13 protein-coding genes and 1 tRNA gene are annotated in these 14,061 nt (G+C 73.7%); 12 read left to right on the forward strand and 2 right to left on the reverse strand.

The features are described 5' to 3' along the window. Positions 1-14 precede the first annotated feature (14 nt). Positions 15-1,493 carry a DEAD/DEAH box helicase gene (locus ACPZVR_RS19060; protein WP_436701270.1) on the reverse strand — a complete coding sequence of 493 codons (1,479 nt, stop codon included), beginning with the start codon at positions 1,491-1,493 and terminating at the stop codon, positions 15-17. A gap of 329 nt (positions 1,494-1,822) precedes the next feature. Between ACPZVR_RS19060 and ACPZVR_RS19065 the strand changes: the two genes are divergently transcribed. From ACPZVR_RS19065 to ACPZVR_RS19090, 6 genes are all read left to right on the forward strand, one after another. Further along, the gene (locus ACPZVR_RS19065; protein WP_436701256.1) at positions 1,823-2,524 is read left to right on the forward strand and encodes a ferritin-like fold-containing protein; all 702 of its coding nucleotides are present in this window, start codon (positions 1,823-1,825) and stop codon (positions 2,522-2,524) included. 152 nt (positions 2,525-2,676) lie between these two features. Further along, positions 2,677-3,954, forward strand: a complete 1,278-nt coding sequence (gene eno / locus ACPZVR_RS19070) for a phosphopyruvate hydratase (RefSeq protein ID WP_436701257.1) — start codon at positions 2,677-2,679, stop codon at positions 3,952-3,954. Positions 3,955-3,977: 23 nt separating this feature from the next. Beyond that, positions 3,978-4,577, forward strand: a complete 600-nt coding sequence (locus ACPZVR_RS19075) for an FtsB family cell division protein (RefSeq protein WP_436701258.1) — start codon at positions 3,978-3,980, stop codon at positions 4,575-4,577. Next, on the forward strand, positions 4,574-5,101 hold the full coding sequence (locus ACPZVR_RS19080; RefSeq protein ID WP_436701259.1) for a DUF501 domain-containing protein: 528 nt from the start codon (positions 4,574-4,576) through the stop codon (positions 5,099-5,101). The genes ACPZVR_RS19075 and ACPZVR_RS19080 overlap by 4 nt, the downstream gene beginning before the upstream one ends. After that, positions 5,094-6,026, forward strand: a complete 933-nt coding sequence (locus ACPZVR_RS19085; protein WP_436701260.1) for a Ppx/GppA phosphatase family protein — start codon at positions 5,094-5,096, stop codon at positions 6,024-6,026. Before ACPZVR_RS19080 ends, ACPZVR_RS19085 begins: the two co-directional genes overlap by 8 nt. A gap of 355 nt (positions 6,027-6,381) precedes the next feature. Continuing rightward, entirely contained in the window at positions 6,382-7,761 is a 1,380-nt protein-coding gene (locus ACPZVR_RS19090; RefSeq protein WP_436701261.1) for a helix-turn-helix domain-containing protein, read from the forward strand. Between the two features lie 13 nt (positions 7,762-7,774). On the opposite strand, the gene ACPZVR_RS19095 is transcribed toward ACPZVR_RS19090, so the two are convergent. Next, entirely contained in the window at positions 7,775-7,900 is a 126-nt protein-coding gene (locus ACPZVR_RS19095) for a hypothetical protein (RefSeq protein ID WP_257424148.1), read from the reverse strand. A gap of 537 nt (positions 7,901-8,437) precedes the next feature. Here ACPZVR_RS19095 and ACPZVR_RS19100 point away from each other — a divergent pair. From ACPZVR_RS19100 to ACPZVR_RS19125, 6 genes are all read left to right on the forward strand, one after another. Further along, positions 8,438-9,046, forward strand: a complete 609-nt coding sequence (locus ACPZVR_RS19100; protein WP_436701262.1) for an RNA polymerase sigma factor — start codon at positions 8,438-8,440, stop codon at positions 9,044-9,046. After that, on the forward strand, positions 9,046-9,639 hold the full coding sequence (locus tag ACPZVR_RS19105) for a hypothetical protein (protein WP_436701263.1): 594 nt from the start codon (positions 9,046-9,048) through the stop codon (positions 9,637-9,639). The genes ACPZVR_RS19100 and ACPZVR_RS19105 overlap by 1 nt, the downstream gene beginning before the upstream one ends. Positions 9,640-9,647: 8 nt before the next feature. Then, complete coding sequence (locus ACPZVR_RS19110) at positions 9,648-12,272, forward strand: CHAT domain-containing protein (RefSeq protein ID WP_436701264.1); 2,625 nt, start codon at positions 9,648-9,650, stop codon at positions 12,270-12,272. Between the two features lie 7 nt (positions 12,273-12,279). Then, entirely contained in the window at positions 12,280-12,804 is a 525-nt protein-coding gene (locus tag ACPZVR_RS19115; RefSeq protein ID WP_436701265.1) for a glycine cleavage system transcriptional repressor, read from the forward strand. Beyond that, positions 12,801-13,355 (forward strand): peptide deformylase, encoded by a 555-nt coding sequence (def, locus tag ACPZVR_RS19120; RefSeq protein WP_436701266.1) that lies wholly within the window; start codon positions 12,801-12,803, stop codon positions 13,353-13,355. The genes ACPZVR_RS19115 and def overlap by 4 nt, the downstream gene beginning before the upstream one ends. A 549-nt stretch (positions 13,356-13,904) precedes the next feature. Continuing rightward, a tRNA-Leu gene (locus ACPZVR_RS19125) sits at positions 13,905-13,983 on the forward strand. Positions 13,984-14,061 lie beyond the last annotated feature (78 nt).

Here is a 14,061-nt window from a genome sequence, read left to right on the forward strand (position 1 = left end):
GTTTCAAGACCCGATCAGGCCGTGGGGGTCTGCGCCGGATCCGCCGCTGGCGCGGTGCCGCCGCCTCCGCCGCCCCGGCGGCGGCGCCGACGGTTGCGGCTCGGCGAGCCCTCGGCGCCCTCGGCCGGCGCGGTGGCCTTCGCCGACGCGGCGCCGCCGGTGCTCCCGGTCTCCGGGGAGCCTCCCTCGACCGGCTTGCCGCCCCGCGTGCGGGTCCGGGTGCGGGTCCGGTTGCGCTCACCGCCGCGGCGCTCGGAGGACCGGCCGCCCCGCTCGCCCGAGCGCTCGGCGCGCGGCGCGGGCGGCGCCGGGGGAGCGATCCGGCCCTTGGTGCCGGGCGCGATGCCCTGGTCGTGGAACAGGTGCTCGGAGGTGGAGTAGGTCTCGACCGGCTCGTCGAAGGGCAGGTCGAGCGCCTTGTTGATCATCTTCCAGCGATGCACGTCGGTCGCGTCGACCAGCGTGATCGCGATGCCGGAGGCGCCGGCGCGGCCGGTGCGACCGATCCGGTGGACGTAGGTCTTGTCGTCCTCGGGGCAGGTGTAGTTGACGACGTGGCTCACGCCGGACACGTCGATGCCGCGGGCGGCGACGTCGGTCGCGACGAGGACCTTGATCTTGTCCTCGCGGAACCTCGTCAGGGCCTTCTCGCGCGCGACCTGGGCCATGTCGCCGTGCAGCGGGCTGGCCTTGAAGCCGCGCTCGACGAGGTCGTCGGCGACGCGTTGCGCCTGGCGCTTGGTGCGGGTGAACACGATCATCTTGTCGGCGTCCTCGGCCTGCAGCAGCCGGCCGAGGATCTCCGGCTTGTCGAGGTCGTGGGCGAGGTAGATGAACTGCGCGGTCGCCGGGACCGTCGCGTTCTCGTACGACGACTCGGCGCGGATGTTCATCGGGTGGCGCATGTGCATCCGCGCCAGCGAGACGATCGCCGAGGGCATGGTCGCCGAGAACAGCATGGTCTGCCGGGTCTCCGGAGTCATCCGGAGCAGCTTCTCCACGTCGGGCAGGAAGCCGAGGTCGAGCATCTCGTCGGCCTCGTCGAGGACCAGCGCGTGCACGTGGGACAGGTCGAGGACCCTGCGGTTGGCGAGGTCGATCAGCCGGCCCGGCGTACCGATGACGATGTCGACGCCGCTCTCGAGGGCCTCGATCTGCGGCTCGTAGCCGACGCCGCCGTAGATGGTGAGGACGCGCAGCCCACGGTCGCGGCCGGCGATCTCGAGGTCGCTGGACACCTGGAGCGCGAGCTCGCGGGTCGGCGCGACGATCAGCGCCTGCGGCTTGCCCTGCGGGATCTCGGCGTAGTCGGGGTCGCTCGGCGCGACGCTGCGCTGGATCACCGGGATGCCGAACGCGAGCGTCTTGCCCGTGCCGGTGCGGGCCTGGCCGATCAGGTCGGTGCCCATCAGGGCGACGGAGAGGGTCATCTCCTGGATCGCGAACGGGTGGGTGATCCCGGCCCGCTCGAGCGCGTCGCAGATCTGCGGCATCACGCCGAGGTCGCGGAAGGTCGGAGCCGCCGCGGCGTCGACCTGGGGAGTGGAGGCAGCGGTGGTGTCGTTGGAAGTCAGTGTTCTGTTCGCTTTCGTGAGTGTCGTCAGCCGGTCGGCAGGCGCCAGATCGATGCGGCTGTTCACACTCAGCCGCGCACATACGTGGGCGGGTGCCCGGCGGGCCATCGCGCTCCCGGAGGTGCGGACAGGCTCTCGCTGTGGTCCAGCGTACAAGCCGGCGGCACGGATCCGGCCATCGACGACGGCGTGCTGCCCGACCTGTGGCGCGCACGCCCCTGGCCCGGGCCTGCTTGTAGCCTGCACGCATGGCTGAACCCGTGGACCCGAGCGTCCCGACCGCCGACGCCGACCCCGCCTACCGCGAGGCCGTGGTCGACCTGCTGGGCGCGATCGCCTACGGCGAGATCTCGGCGTTCGAGCGGCTGGCGGAGGACGCCAAGCTGGCGCCCACCCTGGCCGACAAGGTGGACCTCGCGACGATGGCGAGCGGCGAGCTGACCAAGGTGCACGCGCTGCACGAGCGGATCCGGGCGTTCGGCGCGGACCCGTTCGTGGCCATGCTCCCGTTCCGCACACCGCTCGACGAGTTCCACCGGCACACGGCGCCGGCGGACTGGTACGAGGGCCTGGTCAAGGCGTACGTCGGGGACGGCCTCGCCAACGACTTCTACCGTGAGATCGCCGCCTATCTCGACCCCGAGACCCGCGACCTCGTCGTCTCCTCGATGGAGGAGGGCAGTCACGCGACGTTCGTCGTCGAGCGGGTCCGCGCCGCGATCGCCGAGGACGCGCGCCTGGGCGGCCGCCTCGCGCTGTGGGGGCGCCGGCTGATGGGGGAGGCCCTCACCCAGGCGCAGCGGGTCGCGGCGGACCGCGACGCCCTCGCGGCGCTGCTGGCCGGCGGCGTGGACCGGCCGGGCCTCGACCTGGCCGCGATGGGCCGGATGTTCACCCGGCTCACCGAGCGGCACATGGCCCGGATGGCCGAGCTCGGTCTGGAGGCCTGAGCCGGCCGGCGGGGCCGAGGCGTCGCCTCGGGGGATCGGGAGCGGCCCCGGACACAGAATCCCACGCCCGGTGGGTGCTGCCCGGAACCACACCCGTCGCGGTCTAGGCTGACCGCGACGACAGCCCGTCCCCGACTCCAGGAGCAGTACACGTGGCAGCGATCGAAGCCGTCGGAGCACGCGAGATCCTCGACTCCCGCGGCAACCCCACCGTCGAGGTCGAGGTCCTCCTCGACGACGGGTCCTTCGCCCGCGCGGCGGTCCCCAGTGGCGCGTCGACCGGCGCTTTCGAGGCGGTGGAGCTGCGTGACGGCGGCGACCGGTACGCCGGCAAGGGCGTGCAGAAGGCCGTCGACGCGGTCATCCAGGTGCTCGGCCCCGCCATCGAGGGCCTCGACGCGGCCGACCAGCGGCTGATCGACCAGACCCTGCTCGCGGCCGACGGCACGCCCAACAAGGCCCAGGTCGGCGCCAACGCGATCCTCGGCGTCTCGCTCGCCGTGGCCCGGGCCGCGGCGGACTCCGCGGACCTCCCGCTCTACCGCTACGTCGGCGGCCCCAACGCCCACCTGCTGCCCGTGCCGATGATGAACATCCTCAACGGCGGTGCCCACGCCGACACCAACGTCGACATCCAGGAGTTCATGATCGCGCCGATCGGCGCGCCGACCTTCCGCGACGCGCTGCGCGTCGGTGCCGAGGTCTACCACGCGCTCAAGTCGGTGCTGAAGGAGAAGGGCCTCGCCACCGGCGTCGGCGACGAGGGCGGCTTCGCGCCCGACCTGCCGTCCAACCGGGCGGCGCTCGACCTGATCGCCGAGGCCGTCACCAAGGCCGGCTACGAGCTCGGCAAGGACGTCGCGCTCGCGCTCGACGTGGCGGCCAGCGAGTTCTTCGAGGACGGCGCCTACACCTTCGAGGGCGAGAGGAAGACGGCGGAGCAGATGACCGCCTACTACGCCGACCTCGTCGCGCACTACCCGATCGTCAGCATCGAGGACCCGCTCGACGAGGACGACTGGGACGGCTGGAAGGCCATCACCGACCAGCTCGGCACCACGACCCAGCTGGTCGGCGACGACCTGTTCGTCACCAACGTCGAGCGGCTGCAGCGCGGCATCACCGGCGGCCAGGCCAACGCGATGCTGGTCAAGGTCAACCAGATCGGCTCGCTCACCGAGACCCTCGACGCCGTCGAGCTCGCGCACCGCAACGGCTTCCGCAACATGATGAGCCACCGCTCCGGCGAGACCGAGGACACCACGATCGCCGACCTCGCGGTCGCGACCAACTGCGGCCAGATCAAGACCGGCGCTCCGGCCCGGTCCGAGCGGGTCGCGAAGTACAACCAGCTCCTGCGCATCGAGGACGAGCTCGGTGACGCCGCCCGGTACGCCGGCGCGGCCGCCTTCCCCCGCTACCAGGGCTGACCCCTCCGACCAGGAGCCACGCGATGGCCGACGACCGCCGAACGTCCCGCAAGCCCGGCCGCCCCGTCTCGGGGCGGTCCGGGCCGCGGTACGCCGAGCGGCTCAAGGCCGAGCGCAAGAAGGCTGCCCGCGAGCGCGAGGCAGCACTGGTCCGGGCCCGCAAGGAGCACCAGCAGCGGGCGAGGTTGACCAGCCGCGCCGCCGTCCTCGTGCTCGTCCTCGCGGTCCTCGCCGTCTCCTATGCCTCGTCGCTGCGCGCCTACCTCCAGCAGCGCGGGAGCATCGAGGCGCTGGAGGCCCAGATCGCGGAGCGCGAGGCGACGATCGACGACCTCAAGGACGAGAAGCGGCGCTGGGAGGACCCGGCGTACGTCGCGCAGCAGGCCCGTGCCCGGTTCGGCTACGTCGCCCCGGGCGAGACGCCCTTCGTCGTCGTCGACGAGAACGGCGACCCGCTCGACACGGCCGCGGAGCTCGGCGACCCGGCCGACGTACCCGACCCGGACCGGCAGACCTGGTACGAGGACGCGTGGGACTCGATGAAGATCGCGGGCGACCCGCCGACGAAGGTGCGTGCCCCCAAGAACGACATCGAGGCTCCCCAGGAGGACCTGTCCGAGTGAGCGACGCCATGACCAGCAGCGACGAGGCGGTCATCGCGGCCCAGCTGGGCCGCCCGCCGCGCGGGGTGCACGCGATCGGCCACCGCTGCCCGTGCGGCAACCCGGACGTCGTCGCCACCCAGCCGCGCCTGCCCAACGGGACGCCGTTCCCCACGACCTACTACCTCACCTGTCCTCGGGTGAATTCCCGGATCGGGACCCTCGAGGCGTCGGGGCTGATGAAGCAGATGCAGGAGCGGCTCGGCACCGACCCCGAGCTCGCCGCGGCCTACCGCGCCGCCCACGAGGCGTATCTCGCCGACCGTGCCGCCGTCGGCGCCGCCGGTGGCTTCGACGTCCCCGAGATCGAGGGCATCTCGGCGGGCGGCATGCCGGACCGGGTGAAGTGCCTGCACGTGCTCGCCGGCCACGCGCTCGCCGCCGGTCCGGGGGTCAACCCGCTCGGCGACGAGGTGCTGGAGCTGCTCGGGGACTGGTGGGCCAAGGGGCCGTGCGTGGCCCCGGCGGACGCCGCCGGTGACTGAGGCGGTCGCCGCGATCGACTGCGGCACCAACACGATCAAGCTGCTCGTGGGCGACCCGGCGGGCGAGCCCGCGCAGGTGCGCCGCGAGAGCCGGATGATCCGCCTCGGCCAGGGCGTCGACGCCACCGGGCGGCTCGCGCCGGAGGCGCTCGCGCGCGCGTGGACGGCGCTCGACGAGTACGCCGCTCTCATCCGGGCGGCGGGGATCGGCGCCGACCGGATCCGGTTCTGCGCGACCTCGGCCACCAGGGACGCCGGGAACGCCGCGGAGTTCACCGACGGCGTGCGCGCCCGGCTCGGGATCGAGCCCGAGGTCCTCTCCGGGGAGGAGGAGGCGCGGCTCGCCTTCGACGGCGCGGTGCGCGGTCTGGCGGCGGCCGAGGTCGTGGTGCCCGGCCCGGCGCTCGTCGTCGACGTCGGCGGGGGCTCGACCGAGCTGATCCTCGGCGACCCGGCGACCGGTCCGCACGCCGCGCACTCGATGGACATCGGGTCGGTCCGGCTCCACGAGCGGCATGTGCGGCACGACCCGATCGCCCCCGACGAGATCGCCGCGGTGGTCGCCGACATCGACGCCGCGCTCGACGCGTGCCCGGTCGACCCGGCGGCCGCGCGCTCGGTGATCGCGGTGGCCGGCACCAACACCACGATCGCCGCCGGCACGCTGGGGCTCGCCGCCTACGACCGCACCCTGATCCACGGCCGCGAGCTCGCCGTGAGCGATGTCGCGGCCCAGGTCGACCGACTGCTGGCGATGAGCGTCGCCGAGCGTCGTGCCCTCGGCTGGATGCATCCGGGGCGCGCCGACGTCATCGACGCCGGTGCCCTCATCGTCGCCGGGGTGCTGAGCCGGCTGTCGGTCGCCACCCTCGTCGTCGCCGAGACCGACATCCTCGACGGGATCGCCTGGTCGCTGGTGGGCTGAGCGGCCGCCGGTCCGGTCCACATCGGCGGGTGCGGCCCGGCCGTCGCTGCGGGCGTTGCCACATCCGGCGTCACCGCGAGGGCCTTTCCCGAAGATTTTACCTTTCGTTCCGCACCGGCGTGTCGCGGCCGTGCCGGGGCCGTCGCCGGACGTTCCGACCGGGCCGGGACGGGGGCGACGGAGCCCGGAAGCGCCGGGTCCACGGGTGCTCTCGCGGAGCCGGGCCGGGCGTCGTACCGACCCGGCGCGCTCGACCCGCGGGCGTGGCCGGCGCGCGTCGGGCGGGTGACCCAGCGGGGGACGTTGACACCGTTTGACAGCGCAGGTGAACCAGGCTCGCCTAGCATGCATCCCCATGAGTCAAGTCGACGCGCGCTGGGCGCAGCTCTTGGGGACGGTCGATCCGGCCGTCCTCGGCGCGCGGGTGCGTGCGGCACGGCTGGCCCAGGGACTCCACCAGGCCGACCTGGCCGGCGACGACTACTCCGTCGGCTACGTCTCGCGCATCGAGTCCGGGACCCGCCGTCCCACCCTGACGGCGCTCGGTGTGATCGGGGAGCGTCTCGGCCTGTCGGTGGGCGAGCTCGTGGCGGGTGCGTCCGAGGCGGAGATCGACGAGATCCGGCTCGGCTTCAGCTACGCCGAGCTGGCCCTGGAGAACGGGGAGGCGGTCGACGCCGAGCACCAGGCGCGGCAGACCCTCGCCCGCGCCGAGGGCGTGGCGGTGCCCGACCTCACGACCCGCGGACGGTTCGTCGTCGCCCGGGCGCTGGAGGCGATGGGACAGCTCGACGACGCGATCGTCGAGCTCGAGTCGCTGTTCGCGGACGTCGACGGCCTGGCCGCGATCCGGTGCGGCATCGCGCTCAGCCGGTGCTACCGCGAGGCGGGCGACCTCCATCTCGCCATCGAGGTCGGCGAGCGGATCCGCCCGGTCATCTCCGACGGCGGGCTCGAGCGCAGCGACGAGGCGGTGCAGCTGGCGATGACCGTCGCGCTCGCCTACATCGAGCGCGGCGACCTCCACCGCGCGACCAGGATCTGCACGGAGGCCATCGAGCTGGCGGAGCAGGCCGCGTCGCCCACCGCGCGCAGCGCCGCGTACTGGAACGCGAGCATCGTCTACTCCGAGCGGGGCGAGACCCAGGCCGCGCTCGCCCTGGCGACGCGGGCCCTCGGCCTGCTCGGCGAGGGGCAGGACGCCCGCAACCTCGCCCGGCTGCGGCTCGAGCTGGGCCGCCTGCAGCTCGCCCTCGATCCGCCGGACGCGCCGCAGGCGCTGGCCCAGCTGGAGCGCGCGAACGAGGAGCTGCGGAGCACGAGCGCCTCGCGGGTCGAGATCGCCCAGGCCCAGGTCGTGCTGGCGCACGCACTGGTGGTGGACGGCCGTCCCCAGGAGGCCCTGGACGCCGCCGTCGCCGCGCGGGCGGGCCATCCCGAGCAGGCCTCGCTCGGCGCGGCGGAGGCGGCGATCGCGCACGCCGAGGCACTGGCGGAGCTCGGTCGCACCGACGATGCGGTGGCCGTGTGCCGCGAGGCGGGCACGCTCCTGTCGGCCCTGACCGGGACCGACCGGTGGGTCGCCCAGGCCTGGTGCGAGCTCGCGGAGCTGTTCGACCTCCTGGGGTCCGCGGCCGAGGCGCACGCCGCCTTCAAGTCGGCGGCCAGCGCCAGCGGACTCCGGCTGCGCGCCGGCGAGCGCCGCGCGAGCCGGGTCCGCCAGGACGCCTCCTAGGGGACCATCCGCCTCAGCAGCAGCCGGACGGACGGTCGGCCATCACGACCGACGCGCCCTGGGACGGGGTGCCCAGCGAGACCGCCAGCGTGGCGGCGAGAGCGGCGGCGGTGGCGGCGAGGATCTTGCGAGTCTTCATCGGGGGTCTCCTTCGGGAGGGAGGGCGGCGGGCGGGGGTGCCCGGCCGCGGATTTGCCAACGAGGCTGTCACATCTTGGTCAATCTAGGAATGCCGGGGAGGCAAAGGTGCTACGTTCTCGTGTGGGACGCCGGCACGAGAAGAGCCGCGGCATCGGGAGCCGTGCTCGTGCCGGCGTGGCTCGCGTCGGCGGCGCTCGAAGTCCCCGGAGATCCGGCAGACGGGAGCCGCCGAGCGACGTTCGGACGACGTCCGGCGCACGGGACGCGCACGGCCGTGGAGGCGATCGCAGCTGGTCACGCAGCACTGGTGCGTGGTGGGCACCGGTCTGATCCGCCGGGCGTGTGGACAGCCCACAAGAGTCTTGTCGGCGCCGCGATCTGCTGCTTAGGGTCGCAACGACCCGAGGGCCAGCGCCGGCCGGGTCCAACCGACAGCTCTCTCGGGCGGATCGCAGCATGGTCTGGCGTGGGCTCTCCCAGCCTTTGTGGAACGCATGTGGGTGCGTTCCCTGACCTTTCTCCTTGGGGACCCGTCATGACGTCATTGAGCGAGCGCCCGGCTCGCATCACCGAGCTCCGGCCCACCGGCCGGGCCGGCAACCGACCATCTCGCCACAGCGAGGTGGTCACCGACTCCGACCTGTTGCGCCGATGCCGGCGCCGGGACACGGAGGCGTGGAACCTGCTGGTCGGCCGCTACGAGCGGCTCGTCTACACCGTGGCCGTGCGCAACGGTCTGGGGCCCGAGGACGCGGCGGACGTCACCCAAGCGACGTTCGTGGCTCTCATCGACGCCCTCGACCGGCTCCAGGACGACGAGAAGGTCGCGTCCTGGCTGATGACCGTCGCCCGGCGCCAGGCCTGGCGCACCCGCAACCTGAGCCGGCGCACCACGACGCTCGAGGCCCCGCCCGAGGGCGTCACCGACCCGTTCGCGGACTGGGCCGTGACGACGACCCTCCACGACGCGCTGGCGACGCTCGGCGGGACCTGTCGCGAGCTGCTGCTCGCGCTCTACTTCGAGCCGGACGCCCCGAGCTACGCGGAGATCGCCCGACGCTTCGGACGGTCGGTCGGCGGCATCGGACCGCTGCGGGGACGGTGCCTCGACAAGCTCCGGGCGATCATGGGAGAGGAGGCATGATGACCGCTCGGCCGACCTTCACCGAGCTGGTCGACTGGGTCGAGGGTCGCCTCGCCGACGACGCCGCGGCCGCGGTCGCGGCGTACGTCGCCTCCGGCGACCCCTCGACGACGGCGAGCGTCGCCTGGATCCGCGACTTCCTCGAGGACGCCCGTTCCATGCCGCTGCGCCAGCCGCCGGCCGACCTCAGCGCCCGCCTGCGCGGCGTCTTCGAGCAGCTGCACCGTCCCGGCAGCGTCGACGGCTGGTCCGACGCCTGGCTGTTGCATGACGCGCGCTCCGGCGTCGCGGCCGGCGTGCGCTCGACGGAGGACGGCGGTGTCCACCTGGCCTTCGACAGCTCGCTCGGCCGGTTCGTCCTGGACGCCACCGCCGCGGGGGCCGGCGAGGTCGACGTCCAGGGGCTGATCATGCTGGCGCCCGGGGCAGCCGGGGCGGACCTCGCGTTCCTCGCCCGGGGCGACCTGCGGCGAGCGGTGCGTGCCACAGCCGACGGCAGGTTCGACGCCCGAGGGGTGCCGGTGGACGTGGACGAGCTGTGGCTCACGTCCGGGGCGACCCGGGTGCGCGCCATCCTCGACCTGCGTCGCTGACCGCGGCGATGAGCATCGCGAAGCACACCGCGGCGGGAGCCGCGGCGGAGTTCGACGAGCTGATCAGGGAGGCGGAGAGCTGGCTGAGCCGTGACGCCGAGCGGTGCCGCGAGCTGGTCGCGTGCGCCGAGTCCGGTCTTCACGGCCAGCGCGACCCCGCACGGTCGGCCCGGATCGACATGATCCGGGGCGACCTCGCGGTGGCCGACGGAGAGCTAGGTGCCGCGGCCGCCGCCTACCGCAGCGCCCGCCGCAACTGGCTCGCCGCCGCCCAGCCCGTCGAAGCGGTACGCGCGGCCGTCGGCGCGGCCGAGGTACAGCTCCTCGTCGGCGAGTTCGAGGCCGCCGAGGCCGCGCTGGTCAGGTTGCAGGCGGAGCTCGGCCGGATCCCTCACGAGGATGCCCAGGTCGCCCGTCTCGGCGCCGTCGTCCAGCGCCAGCTCGCGGACGCCCGGGCCGGACGGGGCCAGGTCTCGGCCGCACTGCGACAGTACGACGCCGCCGAGAACCTCTTCGGCGCCCTCGGCGATGCCGACAGCATCGCCTACGTACGCCTCCGCCGCGGACGGGCGGCGCTGGACGCGGGACTCACCCACAACGCTCTCCTGGAGCTGAGTCGGGCCCGCGTGTCCTACCAGGCCGCGGGGCAGGAGCCGTGGGCGGCGGCCGCCACGGCCCTCGTCGCCGAGGCGTTCTCCGCGACCGGGCAGGTCGCCCGGGCGCTGGACGTGCTCGACTGCCTGGCGCCGGAGCTCCCCGGGACGCGGTGGCACGTGGCCCTGCACGCCTTCGTGCGCTCCGACGCGCTGCTGCGGTCCGGGTTCGCCGCCGAGGCACACGCCGAGGCCCGTGCCGCGGAGGAGGTGTTCATGCAGATCGGCGCCGTCGAGTGGTCCGCCCGCGCCGCGCTCTCCTGTGCGCGCGCCTCCCTCTCCTGGGGGCGGCGCCGGGCAGCCGCCGCGGAGCTCGACGTCGCGGAGCGACTCTTCGGCGAGTGCGGGAGCCGGCTGCTGCGGGTGCACACCTGGCTGCTCCAGGCCGAGGTCGCCTGGGCGCTCGACGAGCCCGAGACCTGTCGTGCGATCTGCGACCGGGTGATCGCCGCCGAGGTCGACGACACGCCGCCTCTCGTCCTCGTCCGGGCCCGCCTGCTCGCCGCCCGGGTCGCGGAGCCGGAGGTCGCCGCCGACCTGCTGGACGCCGCCGCTTCCCGCGCCACCGGCCTCGGGACACCGGAGCTGCGGGCCGACGTCCTCCTCGCCCGGGCACGTCACGAGCGGCGTACCGGTCAGGTCGCGCAGGCGGTCGCGTCGCTGCGCCGGGTGCTGCGCGTCGGTCGGGGATGGGCCCAGCGGCTCGGCCATCGGGGCAGCGTCGCGTGCCCCTCGCTCGCCGAGGCGACCGAGGAGCTGATCCTGCTCCTGCTCCACCGGGGCGACCACGCCGGCCGGGTCGAGGCGCTGCGGCGGGTGCGCGCGGTCAAGGCGGCCGCCGCGGCCCCGGCGCGCGAGGCGGAGCCGGCCGGCGCCCCGGACGTCGGTCGGCACCGTCGCCTGGAGCGGCTGCTGTCGGAGGCGATCGCCCCCGTGTCGGTGGTGCCGGGCGACGCGGACGAGGCGCTGCCCGCCGTCCCCGACGGCTCGCTCATCGAGTACTACGTCGCCGGCGACGACATCGTGGTGTTCGTCGTCCGCGACGGCCACGTCGACGCCCGGGTGCTGCGCCAGGCCGCCGAGAGCACCCGGCGCCTGGTCAACGCCTGGCAGCAGGAGTGCACCCTGATGGCGCCGGGCGGGCGCGACCGTCCGAGACCCACCTCGTCGCCCGCCTTGGACGGACTCTTCGACCTGTTGCTCGCTCCGGTCGTGGAGCTGCTGGACGACCTCGACGACGAGCTGCAGGTGGTCGGGCACCGGCATCTGCACGCCGTGCCGTTCGACGCACTGCTCGACGAGGTGGGGCCGTGGTACGCGAGCCTCGCCCGGCCGGTGCTCCCGGCCGAGCGGACCCCGACGCGGGCCGGTCGGCTGACGGCCCTGGTCCTCGCCGTCCCCGACGACGACGCGCCCTCGATCACGAGCGAGGCCGAGATGATCCGGCACTCCCTCCCGGCCGCCGAGGTGCTCGTGGCGGGGGCGGCCACCCGGCGCGCGCTCGCCGACCGGTCGGCGGGGGCGGACGTGGTGCATCTCGCCTGTCACGGGGTGTTCCACCGCGACGACCCGTTGTCCTCCGGACTCCGGCTCGCCGACGGCTGGCTCCGGGCCCGCGACATCGCGGCGGGTCTGCCCGCCCTCGACGGCGCGGTGGTGGTGCTGAGCGCCTGCAGCTCGGGACGCTCGTCGGACCACACCAGCGAGCCCATCGGGCTGGTCTCGGCCTGCCTCACGGCGGGGGCACGCGGGGTCGTGGCCGCCCTGTGGGTCGTCGACGACGAGGTGACCCTCGAGCTGATGACCCACTTCTACCGCGCTCTCGCCGCGGGCTCGGAGCCGCCCGCCGCGCTGCGTCAGGCACGACGCGCGGTCGCTCGGCGCTATCCCCATCCCTACTACTGGGGGGCGTTCCGGTTCGTGGGCCGCGGCGATACGTCGGGGCATTCCCGCGCGACCGCCGACGTGGGGCTGGGATGATGGGTGCGTGAGCACCGACCTGTACGCCGTCACCGTCCTCGGCCACGACCGCCCGGGCATCATCGCCGCCACCACGGCCGGCCTCGCGGAGCTCGGGCTCAACATCGAGGACTCGACGATGACGCTGCTGCGCGGGCACTTCGCGATGATGCTGCTGTGCCGGGGCGGCTCCGCGGCCGCCGAGATCGAGCGGGCGCTCGCCCCGCTCGCGGCCGACGGCGACCTCGACGTGTCCGTCCGGCCGGTCGCCGACGAGCCGACCCCCGCGGCGGGCGGCAGCGCCTGGGTGCTCACCGTCCACGGCGGGGACCGCCCCGGCATCGTCTCCTCGGTCGTCAGCGAGGTCGCCGGCGCCGGCGGCAACATCACCGACCTGACCACCCGCCTCGCGGGGGAGCTCTACCTCCTGGTCGCCGAGCTCGACCTGCCGGTCGACGCCGATGTCGCCGCGGTCGAGGGCGCCATCCGGGCCGCGGCCGACCGGGTCGGCGTCACCGCCACCCTGCGCCCCGCCGAGGCCGACGAGCTGTGAACGGCGAGCGGGTCGCGGCCTGGACCGAGACCGAGCTCGGCGTCGAGGGTCGGGTCCTCGACGTCGTCCGCGCGCCCGCGGGCGTGCTCGCGGCCCGCGGCGAGGACGTGGACCCCACCTCCGCCGACATCGTCCAGCTCGCCGCCGACCTGGTCGCCACCATGCGGGTCAGCCCCGGCTGCGTGGGCCTGGCCGCCAACCAGGTCGGCATCGGCGTCCGCGTCTTCTGCGTCGACGTCACCGAGCACGCCAAGACCCGCACCCACCACGGCACGTTCGTGCTCTGCAACGCCGAGGTCGTCGCGTCCAGCCGCAACGAGAGGGCCCGCGAGGGCTGCATGAGCGTCCCCGACCTCACCGGCGACGTGAAGCGCGCCTCCCGACTGACGGTTCGCGGCCGGCTGCCCGGCACCGGCGAGGAGGTCGAGTTCAGCACCGACGCCTTCGAGGCGCGGGCGCTGCAGCACGAGATCGACCACACCGACGGCTTCCTCTTCCTCGACCGGGTCGCCGGCGCGCACGCGATCTACCCGCGCCAGACCTACTTGTGAGCGAGAGCCAGCGCCCGGTCGTCGGTGACAAGCGGACGGCGGCGGCCCGGCGACACGGTAGACGACGTGGTTCGGCATACACTCAGGCATGCCGAAACGGAGGCGGCGTTGGAGCGATGAGGAGCTGGAGGCTGCGGTCTTGGCATCGTTCTCGCTTGCCCAGGTGATCGGGCGTCTCGGATTGAAGGTCGCGGGCGGAAACTACGCGACAGTGCGCGGTGCGATCCAGGAGGCGGGACTCGACATATCCCATTTCGGGGGTCAGGGATGGAGCAAGGGCATCAGCCGAGTGCCCCGTCGACCGCTTGATGACTACCTCTCCAATCGGTTCCCGATCAGCTCCTACCGACTCAAGATGCGCATGCTTCGCGAAGGAGTTCTCAAGGCGATGTGCAACAAGTGCGGCGGCACCGAGTGGATGGGAGAGCCGATCCCGCTCGAGCTCGAGCATCGAGACGGGAACCCCAGCAATAATGTGCTCGGCAACTTGGAGCTGCTCTGCCCCAACTGCCACGCTCAGACGCCGACATATCGGAGTCGCAATCGCAAGCGGGCGTAGGCCAACGGTGAGCCGGGGACCTTAAAAGTCCTGTCGAATGTGTGGGTTCGAATCCCACCGCCCGCACCACTGTGATGTCTCGGGACATCGGCATGGCCTGGACCCACGGTTGTGGGTTTGGGCTCATTGCTTTTTCGGTGTGGGTCC

Origin of the sequence: Nocardioides segetis, assembly GCF_051390595.1 — a bacterium.
GTDB lineage: Bacteria > Actinomycetota > Actinomycetes > Propionibacteriales > Nocardioidaceae > Nocardioides.